Origin of the sequence: Rickettsia massiliae MTU5 (assembly GCF_000016625.1) — a bacterium.
Classification (GTDB): domain Bacteria; phylum Pseudomonadota; class Alphaproteobacteria; order Rickettsiales; family Rickettsiaceae; genus Rickettsia; species Rickettsia rickettsii.
In genome coordinates this window covers 878,848-904,173 of sequence record NC_009900.1, presented here as the reverse complement: position 1 = coordinate 904,173, position 25,326 = coordinate 878,848, and the positions used below count along the sequence as shown (strand labels likewise).

Below are 25,326 nucleotides of genomic sequence, written 5' to 3'. Positions count from 1 at the left end.
AGCAAGCATGGGTCTTGATAGTTGGTTTGGCGTTACTGTAGGTGATAATATTACTCACTCTTTTTAGTTTAGATACTAATAGTAATATTTTTTAGGTATCACCGATACTATGAATTACTATAATGGCTTAGGTAGTATAGACATAAATAATGCACGTGTTAATTTTAATATCACTAATAGAGCTTGAGAAATAAATGCTAATAACAGACCTTTTAAATTGATTGTAGACGAGGATTTTTCTATAAAAATTGCAGAGTTTAACACCTATGATTCTCTTGTAATAGAGATATATCAAGGCATTGCTCTTAGAATACTAGACGAAGAATGTCCTTCTATGCCTATAACTTTGGGGCAAAATGCTAAAGTTAATTTTATCTATGAAAATGAGCAATATACTTTTACAAATCATTATCAAGATAAAATGAGTTTCCAAGATATAAATACGTAAAAATAGCTAATCTACCTCATACAGAATTTGTTAAAATTTTATCTAATAATTATACGCTAGAAGAAATAAAGGAGATTGCAGATAAATATAAAGACAAACTTTTAAGAGCTGAACAACAATTAAAATGAGAACAATTTGTAATACCGCAAGGTGCAAATTTTTATGATGTTTTCGGACAACGAGAAGCATCTAAATATCGGTGAACTTATAAATGAAGCTTTAGAACAAATAGAAAAGGAGAACTCTGCTAAATTAGGTGAAGTATTTCGTGTCGATTTTAACTCAGAATATAATTTAGGTAAGATCAAAGAACGAAATCGTCGTTTAAAAATGCTGTTAGAAGATTTTAACAAACCGGAATTAGATTTAAGTCCCGATAGAGTCAGTGTAGATATTATAGGCGAATGTTATATTTATCTAATATCACGCTTTGCTTCAGATGCAGGCACAAAAGCCGAAGAATTTTATACTCCTGCTGCCGTATCAACTTTACTTGCCAAGCTTGCTGCTCCGGAGTCCGGCAATACAATTTGTGATCCGGCTTGTGGCTCCGGTTCACTATTAATTAGAGCGGTTAAAGAAGTAGAGGATGATAATTATGCACTTTACGGTCAAGAAATGACTAATACAACATGGGCATTAGCACAGATGAATATGTTTTTGCATGCGGAAGGCGGAGCACATATTTATTGGGGTGATACACTAAATCATCCGGCGTTACTTGAAAACGATAAGCTTATGGCGTTTGATATAGTTGTTGCTAACCCGCCTTTTAGTTTAGAAAAATGGGGACATGAAAACGCAGCTAATGATGAGTATAATCGTTTTGAGCGTGGTATCCTTCCTAAAAGTAAGGGAGATGATGCCTTTATTTTGCATATGATTAAAACCACTAAGCCGCGGAGTGGACGTGCTGCTATAGTAGTACCGCACGGCGTATTATTTCGTGGGGGAAACGAAGGTTTAAATTCGTCAGAGTTTAATCGAAGATAATTTATTAGATGCAGTAATTGGTCTGCCTGCTAATCTTTTTACTTCAACTAGTATTCCTGTTGCTATTTTAGTATTTGATCGCTCAAGAGAAGAGAAAGGAGAAAACGAACAACGAAAAGATATATTATTTATCGATGCTAGTGGATTTTTTAACGCAGGTAAAGGGCAGAATTTTTTAGAAGACGAGCATATTAATAAAATTGTTGATACTTATAAAAATAGAAAAATCATTGAAAAATATTCTCATCGAGCAAATATCGAAGAAATTCGTGAAAATAAATATAATTTAAATAGTCCCTGTTATATTGATACATATGAGAATGAGGAAGAAGTTAACATAGCAGAACTGCAACAAGAAATCCAATAACTCGAGATTTAGTAAATATACGTGCACAGCTGGATATTCATCTAAAAGAGCTTGGGGTTGTTAAAGGATGATTCAAGAGTACCCTTGGAGAGATAGCTTATATTCAATGTGGTAAGTTTTCTATTCGTCCAAGCAATGACCCTAGATATTACGAAGTAGTTACGTTAGATATTATAAACAGACTTTAAACGAAAAAGGCTTAAAAGTAAGTAGATTATTTCCTAAAGGAACTATTGTATTAGCAATTGCAGCTAACATAGAAATTACTGCAATACTTGATTTCGATTCAGCCTTTCCCGATAGTATTGTAGGTATAACGCCTAAAAATAATGTTTATCATGCTGTTTTTGAAATGCCGGTAGAGTCAAATACGTAAAGGTAGTATACGTCGTATATGTGATATTGTATTATTCGTTAATATGGCATACCTTTTGTATTAATTGAATGTAAATCGCCTATCGAGTCATTAGATCAAGCTATATCTCAGCATATACGTAATCAAAAATCAGATGAAATACCGCATCTTTTTCATTATGCTCAATTATTAATTGCTATAAATAAAAATGAAGCGAAATATGCTACTGTAGGCAGCTCAGACAAGTATTGGAGTATTTGGCGAGAAGAGGGAGAAAAAAACAAAATATCAATTTATAAATAACACAATAATACAGCATCATAATAAACGTTTATCGGATAGTGATCTTGTAAATAGAGTTAAAAAAATAAGCGTTGAATTTAAAAATGATGTGCCAAGTGAACTCGGCACTAACAAAACAATAATAGCTTTTTATAGAAAATCACTTAGCTTCTTACAGAATCGAAAAGATCAAAATCAGCGTGAAAATGCCATTCAAATTGCTCTTGATACCTATGACATCATGAAGCAGGAAATAATTGTTCATTGGACAAAAAACACCTGCATTTTAAATGAAATGAGAAATTCACTTGATGATTATTTTTTTTGATGTTGTTAAAAAAGAAATGAGGATTGACTTTAATAATGAAAATTTAGATGATGTTGTGGAAAGCCTAAATTGATTTTGCTAAAGATCATGGTAGTCGTATTATCATAATATTTTCCTAATATGTCTAAAGCGTTTTGGTCATAGTCATTTTGAGGTTCCATATGCCATACCGGTTCATAATCGTGAGCTGCTAAAAAATGTTTTGTATAATGTTTTAATTTTCTCTCACCTGAGTTACCAAAGTTTGTATGAAAGTGTATAAGAAATGGTAGGTTGATTTGGAGCTTTTTCTATTTTTTGTTGAATATAATTATGCTGTAATTCGTTTGTATTACCTATAATGTGGATATAAAATTTATGCGTCTGTTGTAAGTTATATAGCTCTGTTAACTTTTCAGGTTCTATTTTGCACATAGCATTCCAGCCTTTATCAAAACCTCATTATCTCGTATAGGATTACTGTTTTTTTCTTGTATAAGCTCATTCATTTTCTTACGAAATTGTGCGGTAGTTATTTTACCAGTTTTATACTGATCTATTATTCCGTTAGGTTTTTCTTCTTCTTGTGCCATAGTAGCAATATCCGGTATACTACTTAGTCCGCTGTATTCGCTAAATTTTATTATAGCGAGTTCCCTCTTGGTTAAAATTACCTGAGAATATTTAAAAACATGAGCTTTTATCATAGTGATTACCTATAAATTGTTAGTTTAGGGTAAAATAATGAGTTTAAAATCCGCTTGGCTTGATACGCCTCTTGGTTCTATGCTGGCAATTAGTGATACAGAGAGGCTTTATTTGCTCGATTTTGTTGCAAGTAAAGGATTAGAGTATAAAATTAAAAGACTTAAGATTAACACAAAATCGGCTATTATTGAAGATCGCACTAGACCGATCATATCAATTGAAGAGGAGCTTAAATCTTACTTTAGCGGTACTTTGCAAAAATTTAATACTCCTATATATCTTTTAGGAAGCGAATTTCAAAAATTAGTATGGCAAGAGCTAATGAATATACCTTACGGTGAAACACGAAGCTATTTAAATCAGGCTAAAGCTTTGGGCAAACCTACTTCTTATAGAGCTGTTGCAAATGCTAACGGTATGAATCAGTTAGCAATCATTGTTCCTTGTCATCGTATTATTAATAGCAATGGCGAACTTGGAGGATATGGCGGGGGATTACATCGTAAAAAATGGCTTATTGAACATGAGAGAAAATTTACAACAAATTAGAAATATTTTACTTGAGAATGCTACTATTCCTGTAGAACGTAGAACGTTATTCTGGAAAACTAGAGAAGGAGAGTATGGAGAGCATGACCGATTTATTGGTGTTACCGTGCCGACTTTACGTACAATAGCTAAAAGTTATTATAATTTGGATATGGAGGATTTAAGCCGACTTATTACTTCAGAATTTAATGAAGAGAGATTTTTAGCGTTAGCTATTTTGATTATGCAATATCAGACAGCACAAGATAAAGAGTTTTTGTATAATTTTTATTTAAACAATATAACACACGTAAATAATTGGAATTTAGTGGATGCATCAGCTCATCATATAATCGGAGCTTATTTATGGGATAAAGAAAAGGATTATCTCTTTACACTAACAAAATCGGAAATTCTGTGGGAAAGACGAATAGCTATAGTTGCTACTTGGTATTGTATCAAAAATAATACATTAGATACGACTTTTGAAATAGCAAAATTACTCTTAAACGATAAACATGATTTAATGCATAAAGCAGTAGGTTAGATGCTACGTGAAGCAGAAAAAAAAGATGAAAAACAATGAATAGATTTTTGGGATCGCTATACTTTACAAATGCCAAGAACCGCAGTTCGTTATGCTATAGAGAGATTACCACAAGAATTGTACACAAAATATCTTTTAAAAAACTAGATTTATATTTAATCTATGCTAATATTTCATTTTAATTTATTAAGGGTATTATTATGCTAAAAACATTACTAATTAGTTTTATAACTTTAATTTGTGCAATAAGCTATGCTGATAACCAAACAGCTCAAAATCCTAATTCTACAAATTCTTCTTCTGATCAGCTCGATGATTTACCTGCAGAGGCAGCCGTTCACTTTGCACAGCCTTGGGCAAGACCTACAACAAATGTGCAAGGTAAAGTTAGCAATTCTGCTATGTATTTTACATTAATAAATAGTAGAAGTAAGAGTTATAATTTAGTGAATATATCTTCAGATAAGATAAGTGGAATAGAAATTCATCAAACAATTAATGATCAAGGGGTTAGTAAAATGGTAAAAGTGGATTATCCATTTTCAATTGCCGGTAATATTAATGTTGATTTTAAGCCCGGTGGCATGCATATTATGCTTTATGACCCAAAAGTAGATTTAAATGTAGGAGATGAGTTTAAAATAACCTTTTTCTTTGATGACAATACACGAAAAATAGTGAATGTTAAAGTCGCAAATGACAATCCATATAATAAAACGGGGAATTGAAGGTTATTGTTGCATGGTTCACTCTTCTATGTCATGCCCGCAAAGGCGGGAATCCAGTAAAACCTATAAAAAACTTGTTTTTTTAGGTTTAATGTGTAATTTTTATATCAATATTAAGGTTATTTTTTCTGGATTCCGGCTTTTAGCTAAGCATGACATAGGAAACTATACATATGACCCTAGAAATTACCGGAAGTGAGTTAATTAAATCTAAACTTATAGATGCTCCTGAACGTTCAGGGGTTTATCGGATGTTTGACGTTAACAAGCAAGTTATCTATGTCGGTAAAGCTAAAAATTTAAAGAAACGCCTTACTAATTACATTAAAAGCGATTTAGATAATAAGACGCTTCGGATGATTGCAAATACTTGTTTTGTAGAGTATAGCATCACTAATTCCGAGGTTGAAGCACTACTTTTAGAAGCACAGCTAATCAAGAAATTTCAGCCGAAATTTAATATTCTTCTTAAGGACTACAAGTCTTTTCCTTTCATTAAGTTACGTTTAGATCATGATTTCCCGCAATTACTAAAATATCGAGGTAAAACTCTAAGTGACGGGAAGTTTTTTGGTCCTTTTGCCTCGAGTGCAGAAGTTAATACTACTTTGACCGAACTACAAAAAATTTTTAAATTACGTTCCTGCACGGATAATTACTTTAATTCACGTACTCGCCCTTGCTTACAATATGAAATAAAACGTTGTTATGCTCCTTGCGTCGGTAAAATAAACAAGGAAGTCTATAGAGACTTAGTAACTCAGGTTAAAGATTTCTTACAAGGTCGCACTAAAGAACTCCAAGAGAACCTATCTAGAAAGATGGAAGAGCTAAGTAGTCAGATGCGTTTTGAAGAGGCGGCAGAAATTAGAGATCGCATTAAAGCACTTAGTTATGTGCAGCTTAAGGCAGGGGTTTCAGATGTCGTTAAAGACGCAGATATAATCGCTATTGTGGAAAAGAACGGGCATTATTGCGTGGAAGTGTTTTTATATAGGGCAGGGCAAGCATGCGGTAATATTCCTTATTTTCCTACTTCTACCGAAAATAGTACCAAAGAAGAAGTATTAGAATATTTTTTATTACAATTTTACCAAAAACAACACGTGCCTGCGGAAATTATAATTAATCATGAAATTAATGATAAAGAGGTGATAGAGGCGATTAAGAAAATCAACAATATACTTCAGCTTAATATTACAGTACCTAATAAAGGTGGTAAGGCTAAATTAGTTCAAAATGCCGAGACAAATGCTTTATTTTCTCTAGAGCAGTATTTGAAGAAATTTGCAAAAAATCAAGAGATTATGTTTGAAATTAAAGAGCTATTTGGTCTTTCTGAAATTCCTGAAAGAATTGAGATTTATGATAATAGCCATATTCAAGGTAAGTTTGCGGTTGGCGTGATGGTAGTTGCTGGTAAAGTCGGTTTTGATAAAAAAGAATATCGGGTTTTTAATGTCAATGCTCCCTCTCTCGTATGTCATTCCCGCGAAAGCGGGAATGATGGCATAAAGAACTGCGGGGGTGACATAAAAGGTGACGATTATGAGATGCTCCGGCAAGTCCTAACAAGGCGACTTGCAAGGTTAAGGCAAGAGCCGCATAAATTGCCAAGCTTAATGATTATAGATGGTGGCAAAGGGCATTTAGGCGTCGTTAAAGAGGTGATGGATAAATTGGAAATGAATATTCCTTTTGTTTGTATGTCAAAAGGAGTAGATAGAAATGCCGGTCTTGAACAGTTCCATGTGATAGGTAAGGAAGTATTTACTCTAGATAAGAATTTGCCGGTTATGAAATATTTACAAATCTTGCGAGATGAGGCACATAATTTTGCCATAAAGAATCATAGACTAGGTAGATCACGTGCTATAAAAATATCAAGCCTTGACGATATAGAGGGCGTAGGTGCAACTCGTAAAAAAGCATTACTGCATTATTTCGGTTCGTATAAAGCAGTATGCGACGCGACCATAGATGAGCTTGCTAAAGTAAATGGTATTAACAAGTCACTTGCTGAGATGATTTTTAATGTTTTGCACAGAAAAAACTAATATTATAACTCATGAAAAACCTAGTGGTATGAGTTGCGATGTCATTCCCGCGGAGGCGGGAATCCAGTCACTAAAAAGTCTAGACATACTAAATTTTAAAAATTAAAAGCTCGATTTATCCTACTTGTCACTGAATTCCCGCTTCCTCAGGAATGACATCGAGCAGGTTTCTGGATTCATGCAATAAGGCTAGCTTTTTATATCCTCAATAGGATCTTTAAGTTCTTGGCATGCTTCGCCTATTAATTTAGGTTCATCATTCTGAGATAAATCATTAATATTAAATTTATTAAGTCAGGATAAGATGGAGTCATTGTACCATGAATAGAATAATTTAAAGCTCCTGTCATTAAAGAGTTAACAGCATCATTTTTTTGCTTAGTAGAGTAATACATATTACGCATATTTTCTGAATACGTAGCTATATCAGCTAAAGTGCTGCCATTAACGTCATCACGTGAATTAAGCTTAAATTTTATTCTCCCATTCTCGTCTTCAATAGGAATTATTATGCTATATTTTCCTTCAATACTATTGTGCTTAGACATAAAATCCTCATAATTCAATTATTAACCTTGAGTTAATATATTAAATTATTTAAAACTTCAAGTAAATATATAATATATTTTATATGACTTGCCTCGTAATAACATTAGAATACCACCATCCTAGAATAAATATCACAAGACTCGCCATCGTCCCTATAAACACTCCTCTAAGGTTGAAATATTGCAACGATAAAGAATAATATTCCCATATTAAGAAAGTAGCTGCTCCGCCAAGTGATGATAAGACCATTATAGTTTTAGATGTTTTGATACCAAAAAGCGTTGTTATTAACGGTATTAATATTACCGGTCCCCAGAAACCAGTGAAGAATACTACTAAGTCAATTACATTACTAAATTTTAAAGCTACAATTATTGCAACACTTCCTATTATAACGTTAATAATTCGAGCAATTAATAATAATTGTTGCTGATTTTTAACCTTAAAAATAGGATTGATTATATCTTTAACAATAGCTATAGAAGTAACGTTTAAATCAGAATCAGCAGTAGACATAACGGCAGCTAAGAGTCCGCTCATTACTATCCCTTGAATTAAAGTCGGGATGATTTGGTTGATTAAATAAGGTAATACTAAATTTGATGGTTGGTTTGGATAAAGCTTATAAGCAATTAAACCATTTAAAGTAATGCAAATCAAGAAGAAAAAATATATAGCGGATTTTGCATATATTGCTTTAGTTGTTTGCGTAGGATTTTTATTAATTAAAGCTCTTTGAATAAATGTAGGATATAGATTCATGACGCTAAAGCTTAAAGCTGCTGCAATTGTATAAGAAAGTAGGTTGCTCTGATCAAAATTTGCATTTTCCGTAGGTAGGTTATTAATAAAATCTACAAAACCGATTTTATTTAAACTGATAAAAGTTATGGTTGGTATAGCGATTATCATCGCCAAAAATTGTAGTAAATTAGTAAAAACAATAGATTGTAAACCGCCTATTGTAGTATATATAAGTACTATACTATAACTTAAAATTACCCCATTTACATAATTTATTTCTAAGATATATTGAAAAATATAGCCGCTTACGCTTATTTGAGCAGCCAAAAACCCCACTGAAACGATAACCGAACTAACCCCTCCGATAAAACGACCTATATTACCGTAATATGTACTCAGGATATCGCCGATACTTTCAGCTCCGTAATGTTTGGCAATTAAAGGCACTATATAGATTGCAATTAATATATCTATAGGTATTGTAAGTATAAGAGCGTAAGCATAATATTCATGCCCCAAAAAAGCCTTTTCCATAATGCCAAAAGTGGTGGCTCCTCCGACAGAACTTGCAAATATCGTAGCTATTAATAACAGCTTACTATTTTGCGCTTTACTTTCAACATTTGCATAGTTCTTAAAACTACTATGTTTAGCTCGGTAATATGTACCAATAAGTAGAATAGATATTAGGTATATGAATACGATAATATTATCAATAGGTAAATTAAACATAAATTAGATTTTAAAGCTCAAACTGAGCATTTGTTTACAATATATATTTAGGCAAGAATGCTAGATTTATAATTATGTGTCATAATCTGTTCCAAGAAGTTCAGTATCCGGTGTCCAAATATCTTGGTTGGGATCATATTTATATATTTTACCGTGGGGTTTAATTTTTTTGCAGTAGTTTTTTTTCTTTAGGGGATAGTTAGCGTTTGATTGAGTTGTAGTTTTTATATTTTTACAATATTTATGTATTTTAAAAATACCTATTTTGAGTTGCGGCATAATTAACCTTTATTTATGTAAAAAATAAAATCATTATTAACATTAATCAATAATTATTTCAAATAAAACATAATAAAAATTAATAAGTCAATATTTTTTAAATTAACCTATATTAAAATAGTTCTATAGGTCATTATTGAGTATGTTTAAGAAACCTATTCATGTACTTCACCAGCTAATTCAAGTCCCAACTCTTCAGGATTTTCATCAGCAACCACAACAATTTTAGATATTCTTGAACTGGTATAGAAATTTGTGGTATCATTTAATTTTTCTATATCTTTAGTGGTAACAAGAGAATTATCTATTGTGCTAGAATTATTATTTTGAGACGCTATTGCAAGGCTTAAAAAAGCTTTTAATTCAGGTTTATCATCGGGTACTAATTCTATTAGTTTTTTATCTCGATGATCTGCTCCATATATTATTAGTAATTTAACCATTTCTGTGTAGCCTTCATGAATAACTAATTGAAGAGGTGTATATCCATCTAAATCTTTTAACTCTGTTGAAGCTCCTTTTTCTAGTAAAAATTCAGCTATATCATAAAGTTTGCGGTAAATAGCCTTATGTAGAACTGTATGATTAAACGAATCTTGAATATTGATATCATCACCTTGATCTAAAGCCTTTTTTATAAGATGTTTTAGTTGAGCGGTTTGAAAAAACTTGGATTGGTAAAAGCTCCGTAAGTGATGTGAAACTGTTCGAATAGTTTATCTAGTGTAATGTAGCCGGAGTCTTGTGCAGAAGATGAAGATATCAGTGGTACTTCTTGAATGGCCGATAAACTAATGCTAGGGATAAAATAGGAAGAAGAAATAGGAGTTAGGGTGTCGTCTGCTCTAGTAAGGTAACATCCAGACACCATACCTGTATCATAAGAAGATGTTTGTTCTGTTATTAGAGTAGCCATGTTCGTTTCTATTGCTCTAATTTAAGCCGTAAAATTACTATAATCATTTACCTTAAATTAATATATTAAATAATATGAATTTTCAAGGTGAAAATCACTTAAAAAAAATCCATAAAATCATTGGATTAAGCTTTGTTGTGTGGTTCGATGTCATTCCTGTATGGCGTTGTTGTGTGGATCAATTCCCCCTTTGTCATCCCGCGACTTGATCGCGGAATCCATTCTAAAATACTAATATTAGTATTTTAAATTATTTTTTTGGATACCGTGGTCAAGCCACGGTATGACATCTTAATAATTTAACTCATCCTTGTTAAAAAACCTTGACTCCTTGGTATTCCTATAATATCCTATAATTTTCCATTAAATCCCAAATTAACCCAAATTATACCAATGAATGTATTTTTATCTAAGTATGTAAATGGTGTTGATAAAAAGAATAGGGTGTCGGTGCCGGCGAATTACCGTGCGGTACTAGGGAAAGAATTATTTAACGGTGTAATTGCTTATCCGTCGATTAGGAATAATTGTATAGAGGTGTGCGGTATTTCGCATATCGAGAAATTAAGGCAGATGATAGAGACGCTTGATCCTTATTCTGAGGAGCGTGATGCGTTTGAGACTATGATATTCGGGGAAGCTGTACAACTTTCCTTTGATGGGGAGGGAAGAGTGATATTGCCGCAATCTTTAATGAAGCATGCAGGAATCGAAGAGCAAGCATGCTTTGTAGGTAAAGGGGTGATTTTTGAGATTTGGCAGCCGCAGAATTTTGAGAAATATTTAAATGCCGCTCAAAAAATTGCTCATGAAAAGCGGTTAACTCTAAGGAATGCTCATTAATGATACAATCTCACGTGCCTGTAATGCTAAATGAAATGTTAGAGGCCTTAAGCCCAAAAGACGGTGAGTCTTATTTAGATTGTACGTTTGGAGCAGGAGGATATAGCAAAGCAATATTAGAAAGCTGTAACTGTTATGTCACAGCCTTGGATCGTGATCCAAACGTGATTAAAAGAGCCGAAGAAATTCAGCAAAATTACGGTGAGAGATTTGATTTTGTAGAAACGAATTTTGCGGATAGTTTTGCAAAGCTTAAGGAAAAAAAATTTGATGGGATAGTGCTGGATTTAGGCGTTTCATCAATGCAGTTAGATATAGCAGATAGAGGATTTTCGTTTTTGCATGATGGACCACTCGATATGCGTATGAGCGGGCAAGGGCTTAGTGCCGAGGAGTTTGTAAATACGGCAGAGGAAAAAGAGCTAGCTGACGTAATTTACAAATACGGAGATGAGAGCTTTTCACGAAGAATTGCTAAGAGAATTGTAGAATATAGAAAAACGGCGAGAATTGATAGTACAGGCAAGTTAGCCGAGATTGTTAGAAGTAGTATAGGATTTAGAAAAGGCAAAATTGATCCTGCAACTAAAACCTTTCAAGCCATTAGGATTTATGTAAACGATGAGCTTGGGGAGTTAGAGCAGTTTTTAGTGAATGTAAAAAATATATTAAAGAAAGACGGACGTTTAGTGGTGGTGTCTTTTCACTCTTTAGAAGATAGGATAGTGAAGAATTTCTTTAAAGAAAATTCGGAAAAGCCGGTAGTAAGATCAAAATATGCTAAAGACGACATGACGATTGATCCAAATAAATGGCTTAAGATTATTACTAACAAAGCTCTAGCATCGTCAGATAAAGAAGTAGGGCTAAATATTAGAGCGAGATCGGCAAAACTGCGAGCAGCAAAAGCGATATATGAGTAATTAATTATGAGTATAAGAAAGCTTCACTATTTAACATTATTGATAACAATTATAGCAATATGTAGTTTGTTTAGCATAAAGGAGCGAGTCTCAACTCTTGATTATCAATTAAGTAGCGTTGTAAAACAGATAAATAGTGAGAATAATAATATTCATATTTTAAAAGCAGAGCAAGCTTATCTACTTTTGCCGGCTAGATTGGAAAAACTTGCGGCGGCTTATTTAAAATTAGAAACAGTTAAATCTTATCAAATGATAAAAGATCCGTTAGGACCAAATATCGATCAAAATATTAAATTTAATCATAATATTAGTATTTCCAAGAGTAGTAAATGGCGTTACAAAAGAATTACAAATAATAAGTATATACAAACTGTTTCGAGTAGAGTGAAGGATACTCGATGAACTTCAAAAATTGGCTACGTCATCCTACAAGTACTGCGGTACTCACGTATTAAGTATACGCTCTGTTCCTCGTCTTGTGGATTCCTTGCTCTTTTTGAAGTTGATCTTCGTATCTTAGTAGGATTGTTACATGGCTTGGAAAAAGCGTTCGATGTCATTCCCGCGTAGGCGGGAATCTAGGGTAAAGCGAGATAAATCGAGCTTTTCAAAAAATCTTGATTTCAAAGATTTTTTACTTTTCAAATTAAGTTTTGAAAAGGTTTAAAAGTACTGAATTCCCGCTTTCGCGAGAATGACATAAGGATTGCGGAAATATTAGTGTTTGAAACACCATAAATAACATATGAAACAAATTTTGGAAAAATGGAAACCTGCAATTAAAAGTCTAATAATTTGGAATATTTGTAGTAAAAATATAAAAATCCGATTATTAATGGTTATTTGTGGTTTTTTTTTTCTTTTTTGTACTTTATCTTACAGATTGATAATCGTTGCTACGAATGTTTACGATAAAAATATTAATTCCTTTAAAAAAAATCATCAATTTAGAAAAGAAATAGTTGATCGAAACGGTAATTTATTAGCAGTGAACCTACCTTCTGCCTCATTATTTGCTAATCCACAAATAGTACTTGATCCTGAAACTTCCGTAAAAAAGCTAGCAGAAATTCTACCTGATATTAATAAAGCTAAATTACTTGCAGAACTTAAGTCAAATAAAAGCTTTATATGGGTAAAAAGGGATTTACTACCTAGTCAGCAAGAAAAGATAACTAGCCTTGGGTTACTTGGTTTTGAATTTGAAGAAGAGCAGAAACGAATTTATACCTTTTCTAATTTATTGTCGCATGTTGTCGGTTATGTAGGTAGAGACTCGGTAGGGCTTAGTGGCTTAGAGCTCGCTTATGATAAGTATTTAACTAATTCTGATTATGCATTAAACGAACCAAAGAATCGAAAAGAACCGCTTCAATTATCTATTGATATCAGATTACAAAGTATTTTAAGTGAGGAGCTTGATAAAACTTTAAAGCAATTTAAGGCCATAGGAGCAGTAGGCATTATTGCTGATCCAAATAATGGCGAGATTTTAGCATTAGTAAATAAGCCTGATTTCGATCCGCATTATCCGAGTTTAGCCAAACCGGAAGAGCTGTTTAATATAGCAAGTCTCGGCATTTACGAAATGGGTTCGGTGTTTAAGGCATTAACTATGGCAGTCGGCTTTGATACCGGTGCAATAAATATGAATGATGCTTATGATATAAGCTATATGAAAGTAGGAGGATTCCAGCTTAAGGATTATACGCCAAGGCAAGGATGGCATAGTGTACCTGAGATTTTTCTATATTCTTCCAATATTGGCACAAGTCAAATTATGCTTGAAATCGGTAAAAGCAATTTTAAAAAATACCTAAAGAAATTAGGTCTATTAGATCAGTTACAAATAGAATTACCTGAACGAGGTACTCCGTTATTTCCTTCTGAGAAAAGATGGAATGACTTAACGAGTGTTACTATGTCGTACGGCTACGGCATTTCGATTAGTCCTTTGCATTTTGTTAGAGCAATGTTACCGGTTGTTAACGGCGGTACTTTATATGATCTTACTTTATTAAAAAGAAAGGATGAAAAAGTAATAGGTACAAAAGTTTTTAGTGAAAATACCTCTACCCAAATGAAGAAATTATTTAGATCGGTAGTAAAAGAAGGTAACGGTAAAAGAGCAGAGGTCAAAGGCTATCTTATCGGCGGTAAGACCGGTACGGCAGAAAAACTTTCACAAGGGGCAGGGGGAAAAAAGAAATATCTAAAAAATAGTAGAGCGTCATCGTTTTTAGGTATGCTGCCTGCATCTAACCCGCAATATATTATTTTTATTAGATTTGATGAGCCGAAACCGACTAAAGAAAGCTTTGGCTTTGCAACCGCAAGCTGGACGGCTGCCCCTACTGCCGGTAGAGTATTTGAACGTATGATATCTTTATATGGTTTAGAGCCGATAGAACAAAGTGAGGAAGAAAGTTAAAATATTACCTAATAATTATAGATTTTGTCATTGTGCGCAGGCATTGTTGCGTAGATCGGTAAAACCTACTTGATGTCATCCCCGCCTATGCGGGAATGACATAAAACGATCTGTGCAACAAAAAGCCTAAATTTTCTGGCAATGACGCATTTATAAGCTAAAAAGGAGGTTTTTATGTCAAAAAATAAAAATATAACAGATAAACCTAGTATACCTATCCTACGGCTTAAGTCTTTTGATCCTACGACAACAATAAATAATATTATATCAAAACAACTATTTATATCTACAAGTTCCGAGGAACAAGAAGAATTAGAGCTTAGCGGTAATGATAAAAGACCTAACTCTAGTTGTTGTGCGTTATTGTAGAATCCATATTCATTTTTTAAAACTGTACAAAATAGAAAATTAATTTATATTTTGTATACGGTTGATATGGTCGTTGGGTGGCTTCGATTTTTCTATTGTCACTCCGTGGCTTGACCATGGGGTCCAGTAAAAATGACCACACAAAATGTTGTTTATATAGATCCCGCGATCAAGTCATGGGATGACAACCTAATTGCCGATCAAGCCATGGTATGACACAGTACAAAACTATATAACAAAAAACTATTTATGTTAAAGATAAAACAGGAAATATATAAAAAGAGCTTACAAATAATATTAAAATTGTTGTTTGCTTTGCTATGTTTTTTTATAATATTATTTCCGTTAGTGAGTTATAAAATAAGTATTCAAAGCAGAATCTTTCCGGCGATGGAAATTATATTTATTTATTATTTTATGTCGTTATATTCCTTAAATATTTTTAGCATATTTTTTCTCGGTCTATTTATAGATCAAATAAGCGGTATGCCTATCGGTACAAATTCGCTAGTTTTTTTATCGGCATATACGATTTATAAATTATCTTCAAAATATTTTGTCGCTAAAAACTATTTAATAAATTTCATTATTTTTTGCGTTTATTGTTTATTTATATTGAATTTTAAATATTTACTAATAACAATCAAGAAGCTAGAACTAGAAGCAGACGGATATTTAATAATTTTCTTTCAATTTTTAACAACTATATTTTCTTATAATATAATTCGTCTTATACTTGACTCTCCTATGAATTACTTTAAAAAGTATGCTAAATAAGAAAATACTACATGGTGAGTTAATTTCACGAAGAGCATTTATAATCGGATTAGGTAAACTCGGATTTTTATCGTTGCTTGGAATAAGAATGTTTTATTTACAGCTTATTAAAAGCGAAGAATATAAGACTTTATCGGATAAGAATCGTATTAATTTCGTTGTACTTCCACCGACTAGAGGAAGAATTTACGATTTAGACGGCAATATTTTAGCTACTAATAAACCATGTTATCAGCTAGTAATAGATAGGAGCATTAATAATAATTATAGGGATGAATTAGAAATAATTAGTAATATTCTAAATTTATCTCCGGAAAAATATAATTATATTAAGCAAAAAATTAAAAAATCTAGTCGCCACACTCCTTTAATAATATTTGATCAGCTTGATTGGCAGCAAGTATCAATGATTGAAGAACAAAAGCATAAACTCGCTTCAATATTTATTGATATAGGTTATTTAAGGTTTTATCCTTTTTCAAGCGTTACTTCTCATTTAATCGGTTATCTTGGTCAAATAAATGAGCAAGAGAAGCGGGAATTAAATATACATAGTTTAAGCAATTTTAATATCGGTAAATCCGGTATTGAAAAATATTACGATAACAAACTACGAGGAGAATTTGGTTATAAAAAAGTTGAAGTAAACGCTTACGGTAAGCAGGTAAGAGAAATAGCAGGAATCCCTACTAAATCGGGTGAAGATATGTATTTAAATATCGATGCGTCTCTTCAGCAAAATATCCAGCAATATTTAAATCCTAAAGGTTCTTCGGCAATAGTTATGGATACTAAAACCGGACATGTACTAATTTGTGCTTCCACCCCGGGTTTTGAATCAAATCATTTCAGTAAATTATCGGAACATTATTGGCAAAGTTTAACGAGTGATCCTTATAAGCCTTTAATTAATAAGGTAATACAAAATTCTTATCCTCCAGGCTCGGTTTTTAAAATAATTACCGTACTTGCAGCCCTTGAAGTAGGCATTAATCCTAATAAAACCGTTTTTTGCGACGGTAGCTCTGCTCTTGGTACTAATAGCTTTAGATGTTGGAATCATAGCGGACACGGAACGTTAGATATGATGTCTGCTTTAAAGCATTCTTGTAATATTTATATGTATGAATTAGCAAGAATAATAGGTCCGGATAAAATTCTTGAAGTTGCAAGAGAATTTGGCCTCGGCTCAAAAACCGGTATTGATTTAGCTCCTGAAAGTAGCGGGTTTGTACCGTCAAAAGAGTGGAAAAAGAAAAAATTAAAGCTTCCTTGGTCAATAGGAGATAGTTTTAATTTAGCAATTGGACAGGGGTTTCTAGGGGTAACACCGATGCAGCTTGCAAGGTTTATTACGGCTATTGCAAGTAACGGTAAACTGTATACGCCTAGAATATTAAAAAATGATCCGGAATTTTATAATGTCAATATTAAGCCCGAAAATATCACAATAATCCAAGAAAGTTTGTATAATACCGTTAATGTTGCGGGAGGTACGGCGTATTATAATAGAATTTTAGGCAAAAATAGGCAGCTCGCTGGTAAAACCGGTACTTCGCAGGTGCAAGGCAAACTAAATGCTAAAGATGATTTAAGCCGTAAATCTATTGCTTGGGAGAGGCGTAATCATGCCTTGTTCTTAGGCTTCGCTCCTTATCACGATCCTAGTTATTCTGTTACCGTCTTTATTGATCATGGCGGAGGCGGTAGTAAAGCCGCCGCCCCTGTAGCTCGTAAAATTATGTCGGACGTGTTGGATAAGTATTTATAGCTTTTTTCAGTTTGTAGTTTGTGCTATTATGTGTCGTAATGTGTTATTAATTAAAGATAGGTCACAAGATGGCAAGACTGAATTTAACTATTCTCCGGACGAACTAAATAATAGTTTACATAGTCAGCAAAAAACTTAGACAGATCAAAAGGGTATATAAATAGTACGTAAAGCAATTGAATATTATCTACAGGAAATACAAGAAGATTCAGAAGATGCTAAAATTGCTTTGCAAAGAATTAATGCCCCTGATTTTAAAACTTACACTACTGACGAAGTTAGGGAATGGTTAAAAAAGAAAATGTTTAAAGTTATATGAGAAAATAAGGTACGTGCAGAATTAGCTGAATTGTGCGGTATCCAGAAAACAACTTAAAATACTAATAATATTAGTATTTTTAACTAGACTCCGTGATCAAGGAACTAGGTGACAATGGCAGAACTGATCCACGCGGGTAATGCTAGCTTTATATAATTATATCTTAACTCATATCAAAAAATACTTTATTTTAGTTAGTAGTTTATGTTATTAATAACTAGGCTTTGCGTGCGGAAAATTAAATTAATCTATTTTTTGTTGTAAATCATAAGATTTTTTTGAAATAGGAATAACTATTATTGCAAAAATCTTATTAATTTTCTTTTACAAAACCTAGGAATTATTATAGAGGTATATATGTCTAAGAAAAAGCAGGACGATCAAATAATAAAAGAATTAGAAGAAAGACTAGCAAAACTTAAAGGCACTCCTCCATCACTTGAAGAATTAGAAGAAAGGTTTGCAAAGCTCCAAGATAGACCTTATATCCCCACAAAAAAATCCGGTAATGAAGTAGACGATCTAATTGAGCAGCTGCAATCTGAGCTTAAACTAGAACAAAAAAGTAAAAGCCTTAATGATCAAAAAGACCAAGCAATACGTGATAGGCTAGATAAATTAAGAGAAGACAGCCCTATAACGCAAAAAAAGACACCTATAGATCTTTCTTTTAATGATACTAAATCAATAATTACCGATACTATAGATGCTCAGGCAGATATAGCTAGTTCATATGCTAATCGCTCTACCGAGTTAGAGGAGAAAAAAGCATTACTCCATTTAGCTAATAATCTAACTGAAGCGAGAGATATTATTAGGGATATACCCCCTATATCTAAAGAATATGCGCCTAAACTATTAGATGTTATTGCTAGTGGGTTAGGTAAAATTTATGAAGGAATAAAGAAAATAGCTTCGCCTGCAGTTAATATTATAAAAGAAATAGGTAGTAGTCTTGTTAATTCGATTAAATCACTTCCTCAAAAATCTTCCAAGCAACAAATAAAATTAAAGAAGTTATATAGAACATATGTTGATTTGAAAGGAATAAAGCCAAAGATAAAAGAAGAGTTTCTTAAAAAACATTATGAGCGAATTGATCAGCTACAAACTCCTAAGGAAATATTTGTAGAAACTGCCAAAATTACTAAATCTATAAGGATAGCCGGAAAACAAAAGATAAATAATCTTAAACAACAACAAATTATTAATAGAATGAAGCAGCAAAGTCCTACTGCTTTTATAAATAATAATTCATTTACACCGTCTAATACTCCTACTAATAAAGCAAGGTCTTCAAAGAGCAACCAAAGGTAAATGCTATGTCATTCCTGCGAAAGCAGGAATCTAGAAAAATACCCCTTAATATTGGACAAAATTATACCTTTAACAAAATAAGCATATAAAAAATTTTTTATATGTTTTACTGGATTCCCGCTTTCGCGGGAATGACATAAAGAGCATTTACTGATCCACGCAACAATGCCACGTGGAGATGACATACTGAATGTTCTTGGACCAAGGTATTTAAAGATTATTCTACCCCTTTCATTCCGCTTGTCTTAGCTTTATCAAACGAAGTATCTTTAATTGCTGCTTCGGTAAAATCGGCATTTGTTAGGTCGGAGTTATTAAAGCGCGCCTGATAAATTTTAGTTGATTTAAATATACTATCTGTTAATATTGAGTTTGAAAAATCTGTTTTAGTAAGTATTGCTGCAGAAAAATTAGCCTCTTTTAAAATAGAATTTTTTATTACCGTATTTGTTAGGTTAGCATTTTTAAAGATACTATTTGAAAAATCTACTCTATCAAATATTAAGTTGCTCAAGTCAAAATTTGTTAAATTCATATTTGCTAAGTGAGTTATTTTTTGCAAATCTTTTACCGAATTTATTACTATATTATTTGGTAGAATTTTGCTCGAATTATCACTATTTAAAATAATATTATTAGAAACATTAGTATTAATAAAACCGGAATATGCTTGGTAGTTAATATTATTTATTTGCGAATTAGAAAGGATGGAGTTAATAATCGCAGTATTTGTTAGATTGGAATTTATTAGAGCTACTTGGTTTAAATTGCCTAAAGTAATTTTAACATCTGAAAAATTTACGTTTTGTATTAAAGATTTAGAAAAATTTATATTATTAAATTGTCCGTTAGTTATATTTGAGTTTATTATTTCACTGCTATTTAAGTCAGTATTAATCACTATAAATTGTTTAAAATCATTATTGCTAAAAATATTATTAGTATAGCTAATATTATCTAAAGTAATATTTGAGCCTTTAGTTTTATTAATCCTTACAAAATTAGCATTACTATTTTTTATTGATAAATTATTAAATTTATTATCGTTTAGACTCATATTATTTAATATAGCATTATCGATTTTAAAATGATTTAAAACTGAACTACTAATTGTACTATTTTGTAAATCACATTTAGTAAGGCTAATATTTTGTAATGTTGAATCTTGAAAGGAAGCGTATGAAAAGAAAGAGTTATTACTTTGTACGTTATTAAAATTTACTTCATTAAAAATACTTTGTGTGAAGTTAGAATCCTTAATTATTACTGCTGTTAATTTCGTTTGACTTAGGTCGCTAGATTCAAAATAATTATTAGTAAAATTGGTATTATTTATTACACTTTTTTCTAAATTCGTACCGTAAAATATTGAATTTGTTATATTAGTATTTTTAAAGCTGTTATTCTTTAGGTTAGCTTTTTGAAAATTAACACCGTCGATAGTATTATTGCTCCATAATACATGACTAAATTTAGACTTTTCAAAGTTGACATTTATTATAGTAGTTTTATTAAAAGCAGTATCGCTAAAATTTGATTGAACAAAATTTGTATTTTGTAATGTTATATTGTGAAAAATTGAACCTTGAAAGTCAGAATTATATCCGGAAATATTGTTTATTACCGAATCTGCAAAATTACTTTCTTGAATTATAGCATTTGTAAGTATTGCTTTTTCTAAATTGCTACCTGCAAAATCAGCACGTAATATTTCGCAGGAAGTCAAATCTATTCCTGATAAATCTTCATTTATTAGCTTTACTCCTATTAATTTTACTCCTTTTAAATTTGAACCGAACTTCTCTTTAAGGTTCACTTTAAGGTTTTTAGCATTTTGCGATATTATATAATTCCGGATTATCGTGCTTTGGCTATCCGTAAGTAATCCGTTCGCATCACGAGTAGATTCGGAGCAGCTGCTTAATAACAAATAAATAGTAATTATTGATATGACTTTAAGCATTAGCTTCCTCATATTCTTCTTCATTTATTCTATTTGTAGGAGGTATATGTAAGCTTAATAATTTTAATTTACGATGCAAAGCCGATCTTTCCATACCGACAAATGAGGATGTTTTTGAAATATTATTATTAAAACGACTCATTTGTGCCGATAGATATTGACGCTCAAAAACTTCTCTAGCTTCTCTAAGCGGCATAGATAACATATCAAAGCTATCTTCAAGTTTTGTAAGATTAGTACTATTTGCTAATATTTCAGAAGGTATCATATAAGGTTTGATAATTTCATTATTACCTGTAGTTAACGGATTCATAATTAAAGTCCATTCAACAACGTTACGTAATTGTCTAATATTGCCCGGCCATTCATAGGATTGAAGAGCAGCGATAGTTTCATCGGCAAAGCTACGTTCTTTTAAACCTGAAAATTTTGAAAGTTGCTTAACAAAATATTTAACGAGTAGCGGTATATCTTCTTTTCTTTCATATAATGAAGGTACTTTTAGAGAGGATACATTAAGGCGATAATATAGATCTTCTAGGAATTTGCCGTTATTAATTTCATCTTGGATATTTTTAGAAGTACCGGTGATAATTTTTATATCAACTTTAATATTTTTTCCGCAAGGTTTTGTAATAGTTTGGTCTTTAAGGAATTTTAATAATTTGACTTGGATAGGAATAGGAATATTACTGACCTCATCTATGTATAAAGTACCGTTGTTGGCAAATTCTAAGATAGTAGGGCGTCGTTTATTATTATTTGCCTGCTTTTCCGATGCGCCGAATAATTCTTGATTGATTTTTTCCGTAGTCATACAGGTAGGGCTGAAAATAATGAACGGATTATTAACCCTTTTAGATTGTTTATGAATTAATCTTGCTGCAAGTTCTTTACCGCTACCGACTTTACCGTGAATCATTATACGACTGCTAGAGCTAGCTGCCTTTTCTATTTCCATTTTATATTTTAAAGTTACCGAACATCCGCCTACTAATTCAGTTTTATCTATAACCTTTGATTTTAAATCTATATTTTCGCGTTTTAACTTTGTTACTTCACAAGCTCTTGTAAGTAAAATAACTAATTTATCATTATTAAACGGTTTTTCTATATAATCGTAAGCACCCATTTTTATAGCATTTACTGCTGTTTCTATAGTACCGTGACCGCTAATAATTATTACCGGCATTAAAGGATAGCGTTTTTTAATTATCTCTAAAATCCCAAGCCCGTCAATTTCGCTTCCTTGAAGCCAAATATCAAGTATAACTGCAGAGATCGGTTTTTCGGAAAGTATTTTAAGGGCTTGAGTACTATTAGCGGCAACCTTAGGGTTAAAACCTTCATCTTTCAAGTTTGCAGCAATAAGATTGCGTATACTCTCTTCATCGTCTACTATTAAAACATCTAGTTGTGACATTACAATTTACCTTAAAAATATTAATACTAGGTTCTTGCGTACGATTTCTAATTGATTTACTATTTCACGATATTTTTTGCTGCAAATTATAAGATTTTTTGAAATATGAATAACTAATTTTTTCAAAAAAATCTTATAATTTGCAGCAAAAAATATCGTGAAATAGTAAATCAATTAGAAATCGTAGAGCAAGAACCTAAATATATATATACGTTAATGCCGAATGTAAAAGAAAGCAACATTTTTTTATAACATTTTTGTCACAATAGTTATTTATAATGTGAAGGTTGGCTAAGATTACATAATATTAAAATTATTTAAGGAATTTTAATTAATTTTATTTGCAGTTTGTAGTGTTATAAATGATTATATATAATGAGAGGGGTAGGATATCCAAGTCGTCATTGCGAGCGACCGTAGGGAGCGCGTGGCAATCTCATGAAATAATGACAAGCTCCTGAGATTGCTTCGTTAATTGCTATGCAATTTCCTCGCAATGACGACGACGATTGTGTATCCAACAGTAAAACCGATTTTAAAAATTATGCTTAACATCTTTTTAATTATTATTTCATTATTTATTTGCTTAATAACCTACCTCTTTATCAGCAAAACGGATATTTTTACAAATTTATTGATTTTAAATAGCTTCACGACTTTAGCGAGTTTATTTATTTGTTGTTTAGGTTTATACTCAGGCAATAGTTCATATTTGGATATAGCAATTATTTATTTTCTTCTAAGCTTTATAGCAACAAACGGATATTTAAAATATTTCATAAATGAATCGAATGAAAAAAAAACAGATTGATAGACATCTTTCCAAATTCGCTTATAGAGAGGAATTGGTAGGGGACACGAAACGCAGCACCGCAGCGTACACAAGCGTACGTGAGGATGCGAGTATCGGATCGACGCACAAATTACCTCTAGAAGTAGTAGAGTTTGGGAAGATGTCTAATACGGTAATTTTAGGGTGCGGTCTTAGCGGTATGCTAACGGCGCTTTCTTTTGCACAAAAGGGTATAAAAACTACTATATTCGAGAGTAAATCGGTAAAAAGCCCAGAGTTTTTTAAAGATATAAGAACTACTGCTTTAACGCCGCATTCTAAAAATTTCTTATTCTCTATTGATATATGGGAAGAGCTTGAGAAGTGTGTAGCAGAAATGCAAGACATATATGTAGTAGATAATAAGGCTTCAGAGATATTAGACTTACGAAATGACGTTGACGCTGTACTTGGATATGTGGTTAAGAATAGCGATTTTAAAAAAGTGCTATTGTCAAAAATAACTAATAATCCGTTGATAACATTAATTGATAATAATCAATGTCAAGAGGTTATAAGCCATAATGACTATTCGATTATAAAATTTGATGATAAACAAATTAAGTGTAATTTATTAATTATATGTGACGGAGCAAATTCAAAAGTGAGGTCTCATTACTTTGCTAATGAAATTGAGAAACCTTATCAAACTGCTCTTACATTTAATATTAAGCATGAAAAGCCGCATGAAAATTGTGCTATGGAGCATTTCCTGCCGCTTGGTCCTTTTGCTTTGCTGCCTTTAAAAGATCAATATGCTTCATCCGTAATATGGTCCACTTCTTCTGATCAGGCTGTTTTAATTGTTAATTTGCCTGTAGAAGAAGTTAGATTTTTAACTCAAAGAAATGCCGGTAATTCCCTAGGTAAAATTACTATTGATAGTGAGATTAGTAGCTTTCCACTAAAAGCCCGTATAGCAAATAGATATTTTCATAACCGTATAGTGCTTATTGCCGACACTGCCCACACAGTACATCCGCTCGCCGGACAAGGGCTTAATCAGGGCATAAAGGATATAGAGATTTTGAGTATGATAGTTAGTAATAATGGCACATTACAAGAATATCAAAAGCTAAGGCAAGAGGATAATTTTATTATGTATAAGTTGACTGATGAGTTAAATAATATTTTTTCAAATTATTCCAAAAATTTAAGATGTTTAAGACAAATAGGATTTAAGGTGATAAATAATTTTAAACCTGTAAAAAACTTGATTACTAGCTATGCGATGGGGAAGAGGTGAGTGTTCTTTTGTATCATTTCTAGCTAGTGCTGATGTCATTCCCGCGAAAGTGGAAATTCAGTAATCAAGAATCGATAAAACCGTTGTTTGTTTATACTTTTTAAAAGATGGATTCCCGCTTTCGCGGGAATGACATAGAATGTGAAATAACATAGAACATAATTTTATGAGATATGCATGAGTAAAGAAAATTTAAGCAGTAAATCATCTATTAATACTCCTGAAGAAGGAATAAAAAATGCAGCAGAAGATAATAAGCTTAAATCTTCAATAAATACCCCTGAAAGAGTAGAGCTTTTGCACAAACAAAAGCTTCTGAGCCTCCACAGGAACGGCAATTGTAAAATAAGCCAGCAGGAAAAAGAACGCTGCAAGAGGATACGGCACTTTACGGTGCTAGTAGAGTTGCTCGTGCTGGAATCGCTGCAAGTGGAGTAGCAATCGAAGTGGTACAGGAGGGCAGTAAAGTTATCGCTAGTCCTACTCATATTATTAGTAGAAGGAGTAATTAACGTGGGAGAAAAAGTAGCAAAAGCTTATGATCCGGTTGATAAACTTCAGCAAGGTGC

At 32.2% G+C, this 25,326-nt stretch carries 24 protein-coding genes and 4 pseudogenes; 19 read left to right on the top strand and 9 right to left on the bottom strand.

Annotated elements, in window-relative coordinates; genetic code table 11:
- The first annotated feature begins 109 nt into the window (after nucleotides 1–109).
- The 4 genes and pseudogenes from RMA_RS12055 (at nucleotide 110) to RMA_RS12295 (ending at nucleotide 2,466) form a co-directional block, all read left to right on the top strand.
- Nucleotides 110–576 (top strand): annotated as a pseudogene (locus tag RMA_RS12055) (hypothetical protein).
- 34 nt (nucleotides 577–610) lie between these two features.
- Nucleotides 611–1,441, top strand: coding sequence for a class I SAM-dependent DNA methyltransferase (locus RMA_RS11780; protein ID WP_202964936.1), 831 nt, complete (start codon nucleotides 611–613; stop codon nucleotides 1,439–1,441).
- Complete coding sequence (locus tag RMA_RS11775; protein WP_202964946.1) at nucleotides 1,416–1,808, top strand: N-6 DNA methylase; 393 nt, start codon at nucleotides 1,416–1,418, stop codon at nucleotides 1,806–1,808. The genes RMA_RS11780 and RMA_RS11775 overlap by 26 nt, the downstream gene beginning before the upstream one ends.
- A gap of 424 nt (nucleotides 1,809–2,232) precedes the next feature.
- Nucleotides 2,233–2,466, top strand: a complete 234-nt coding sequence (locus RMA_RS12295) for a type I restriction endonuclease (protein WP_081427929.1) — start codon at nucleotides 2,233–2,235, stop codon at nucleotides 2,464–2,466.
- Nucleotides 2,467–3,073: 607 nt separating this feature from the next.
- Here the strand turns inward: RMA_RS12295 and RMA_RS12050 are convergent.
- Nucleotides 3,074–3,261, bottom strand: a pseudogene (locus RMA_RS12050) (hypothetical protein); the annotation flags it as partial.
- Between the two features lie 235 nt (nucleotides 3,262–3,496).
- Here RMA_RS12050 and RMA_RS04880 point away from each other — a divergent pair.
- The 4 genes from RMA_RS04880 to uvrC all read left to right on the top strand — a co-directional run bounded on the left by RMA_RS04880 (nucleotide 3,497) and on the right by uvrC (nucleotide 7,320).
- On the top strand, nucleotides 3,497–4,009 hold the full coding sequence (locus RMA_RS04880) for a methylated-DNA--[protein]-cysteine S-methyltransferase (RefSeq protein WP_041404778.1): 513 nt from the start codon (nucleotides 3,497–3,499) through the stop codon (nucleotides 4,007–4,009).
- Nucleotides 3,984–4,535, top strand: a complete 552-nt coding sequence (locus RMA_RS04870; RefSeq protein WP_238375408.1) for a DNA alkylation repair protein — start codon at nucleotides 3,984–3,986, stop codon at nucleotides 4,533–4,535. The genes RMA_RS04880 and RMA_RS04870 overlap by 26 nt, the downstream gene beginning before the upstream one ends.
- A 200-nt stretch (nucleotides 4,536–4,735) precedes the next feature.
- Nucleotides 4,736–5,263 carry a copper chaperone PCu(A)C gene (locus RMA_RS04865; RefSeq protein WP_041404777.1) on the top strand — a complete coding sequence of 176 codons (528 nt, stop codon included), beginning with the start codon at nucleotides 4,736–4,738 and terminating at the stop codon, nucleotides 5,261–5,263.
- 173 nt (nucleotides 5,264–5,436) lie between these two features.
- Nucleotides 5,437–7,320 (top strand): excinuclease ABC subunit UvrC, encoded by a 1,884-nt coding sequence (gene uvrC, locus RMA_RS04860; protein WP_041404776.1) that lies wholly within the window; start codon nucleotides 5,437–5,439, stop codon nucleotides 7,318–7,320.
- A 189-nt stretch (nucleotides 7,321–7,509) separates the two neighbouring features.
- Here the strand turns inward: uvrC and RMA_RS04855 are convergent.
- The 6 genes and pseudogenes from RMA_RS04855 to RMA_RS11070 all read right to left on the bottom strand — a co-directional run bounded on the left by RMA_RS04855 (nucleotide 7,510) and on the right by RMA_RS11070 (nucleotide 10,540).
- Nucleotides 7,510–7,724, bottom strand: a pseudogene (locus RMA_RS04855) (hypothetical protein).
- 223 nt (nucleotides 7,725–7,947) lie between these two features.
- Nucleotides 7,948–9,345 carry a sodium:solute symporter gene (locus tag RMA_RS04845; RefSeq protein ID WP_012152958.1) on the bottom strand — a complete coding sequence of 466 codons (1,398 nt, stop codon included), beginning with the start codon at nucleotides 9,343–9,345 and terminating at the stop codon, nucleotides 7,948–7,950.
- Nucleotides 9,346–9,417: 72 nt separating this feature from the next.
- Nucleotides 9,418–9,624: a hypothetical protein gene (locus RMA_RS04840; RefSeq protein WP_041404775.1), complete on the bottom strand. Its 207-nt coding sequence runs from the start codon at nucleotides 9,622–9,624 to the stop codon at nucleotides 9,418–9,420.
- 155 nt (nucleotides 9,625–9,779) lie between these two features.
- Complete coding sequence (locus tag RMA_RS11080; protein ID WP_041404774.1) at nucleotides 9,780–10,067, bottom strand: hypothetical protein; 288 nt, start codon at nucleotides 10,065–10,067, stop codon at nucleotides 9,780–9,782.
- A gap of 3 nt (nucleotides 10,068–10,070) precedes the next feature.
- Nucleotides 10,071–10,226: pseudogene (locus tag RMA_RS11075) on the bottom strand (ankyrin repeat domain-containing protein); the annotation flags it as partial.
- 44 nt (nucleotides 10,227–10,270) lie between these two features.
- The gene (locus RMA_RS11070) at nucleotides 10,271–10,540 is read right to left on the bottom strand and encodes an ankyrin (RefSeq protein ID WP_238375407.1); all 270 of its coding nucleotides are present in this window, start codon (nucleotides 10,538–10,540) and stop codon (nucleotides 10,271–10,273) included.
- Nucleotides 10,541–10,933: 393 nt separating this feature from the next.
- On the opposite strand from RMA_RS11070, the gene mraZ reads away from it, so the two are divergent.
- From mraZ to RMA_RS04795, 8 genes are all read left to right on the top strand, one after another.
- Nucleotides 10,934–11,383: a division/cell wall cluster transcriptional repressor MraZ gene (mraZ, locus tag RMA_RS04830; protein ID WP_014365648.1), complete on the top strand. Its 450-nt coding sequence runs from the start codon at nucleotides 10,934–10,936 to the stop codon at nucleotides 11,381–11,383.
- Nucleotides 11,383–12,306 (top strand): 16S rRNA (cytosine(1402)-N(4))-methyltransferase RsmH, encoded by a 924-nt coding sequence (gene rsmH, locus RMA_RS04825; protein WP_012152956.1) that lies wholly within the window; start codon nucleotides 11,383–11,385, stop codon nucleotides 12,304–12,306. Before mraZ ends, rsmH begins: the two co-directional genes overlap by 1 nt.
- 6 nt (nucleotides 12,307–12,312) lie before the next feature.
- The gene (locus tag RMA_RS04820; RefSeq protein WP_004998104.1) at nucleotides 12,313–12,711 is read left to right on the top strand and encodes a hypothetical protein; all 399 of its coding nucleotides are present in this window, start codon (nucleotides 12,313–12,315) and stop codon (nucleotides 12,709–12,711) included.
- 343 nt (nucleotides 12,712–13,054) lie between these two features.
- Complete coding sequence (locus RMA_RS04815) at nucleotides 13,055–14,740, top strand: peptidoglycan D,D-transpeptidase FtsI family protein (RefSeq protein ID WP_012152954.1); 1,686 nt, start codon at nucleotides 13,055–13,057, stop codon at nucleotides 14,738–14,740.
- A 174-nt stretch (nucleotides 14,741–14,914) separates the two neighbouring features.
- On the top strand, nucleotides 14,915–15,109 hold the full coding sequence (locus RMA_RS04810) for a hypothetical protein (RefSeq protein WP_041404773.1): 195 nt from the start codon (nucleotides 14,915–14,917) through the stop codon (nucleotides 15,107–15,109).
- Between the two features lie 249 nt (nucleotides 15,110–15,358).
- Nucleotides 15,359–15,886 (top strand): hypothetical protein, encoded by a 528-nt coding sequence (locus tag RMA_RS04805; protein ID WP_012152953.1) that lies wholly within the window; start codon nucleotides 15,359–15,361, stop codon nucleotides 15,884–15,886.
- Nucleotides 15,876–17,657 carry a penicillin-binding protein 2 gene (gene mrdA, locus RMA_RS04800; protein WP_041404772.1) on the top strand — a complete coding sequence of 594 codons (1,782 nt, stop codon included), beginning with the start codon at nucleotides 15,876–15,878 and terminating at the stop codon, nucleotides 17,655–17,657. The genes RMA_RS04805 and mrdA overlap by 11 nt, the downstream gene beginning before the upstream one ends.
- 676 nt (nucleotides 17,658–18,333) lie before the next feature.
- Complete coding sequence (locus RMA_RS04795) at nucleotides 18,334–19,293, top strand: hypothetical protein (protein WP_041404771.1); 960 nt, start codon at nucleotides 18,334–18,336, stop codon at nucleotides 19,291–19,293.
- Between the two features lie 217 nt (nucleotides 19,294–19,510).
- Here the strand turns inward: RMA_RS04795 and RMA_RS04790 are convergent, their stop codons facing one another.
- Entirely contained in the window at nucleotides 19,511–21,256 is a 1,746-nt protein-coding gene (locus tag RMA_RS04790) for a pentapeptide repeat-containing protein (protein ID WP_041404770.1), read from the bottom strand.
- On the bottom strand, nucleotides 21,249–22,679 hold the full coding sequence (locus tag RMA_RS04785) for a sigma-54-dependent transcriptional regulator (protein WP_041404769.1): 1,431 nt from the start codon (nucleotides 22,677–22,679) through the stop codon (nucleotides 21,249–21,251). Before RMA_RS04785 ends, RMA_RS04790 begins: the two co-directional genes overlap by 8 nt.
- 544 nt (nucleotides 22,680–23,223) lie before the next feature.
- Here RMA_RS04785 and RMA_RS04780 point away from each other — a divergent pair.
- The 3 genes from RMA_RS04780 (at nucleotide 23,224) to RMA_RS09935 (ending at nucleotide 25,195) form a co-directional block, all read left to right on the top strand.
- Nucleotides 23,224–23,490, top strand: coding sequence for a monovalent cation/H+ antiporter complex subunit F (locus RMA_RS04780; RefSeq protein WP_014408795.1), 267 nt, complete (start codon nucleotides 23,224–23,226; stop codon nucleotides 23,488–23,490).
- On the top strand, nucleotides 23,471–24,757 hold the full coding sequence (gene ubiH / locus RMA_RS04775; RefSeq protein WP_041404768.1) for a 2-octaprenyl-6-methoxyphenyl hydroxylase: 1,287 nt from the start codon (nucleotides 23,471–23,473) through the stop codon (nucleotides 24,755–24,757). The genes RMA_RS04780 and ubiH overlap by 20 nt, the downstream gene beginning before the upstream one ends.
- A 177-nt stretch (nucleotides 24,758–24,934) precedes the next feature.
- Entirely contained in the window at nucleotides 24,935–25,195 is a 261-nt protein-coding gene (locus tag RMA_RS09935) for a hypothetical protein (RefSeq protein WP_041404767.1), read from the top strand.
- Nucleotides 25,196–25,326 lie beyond the last annotated feature (131 nt).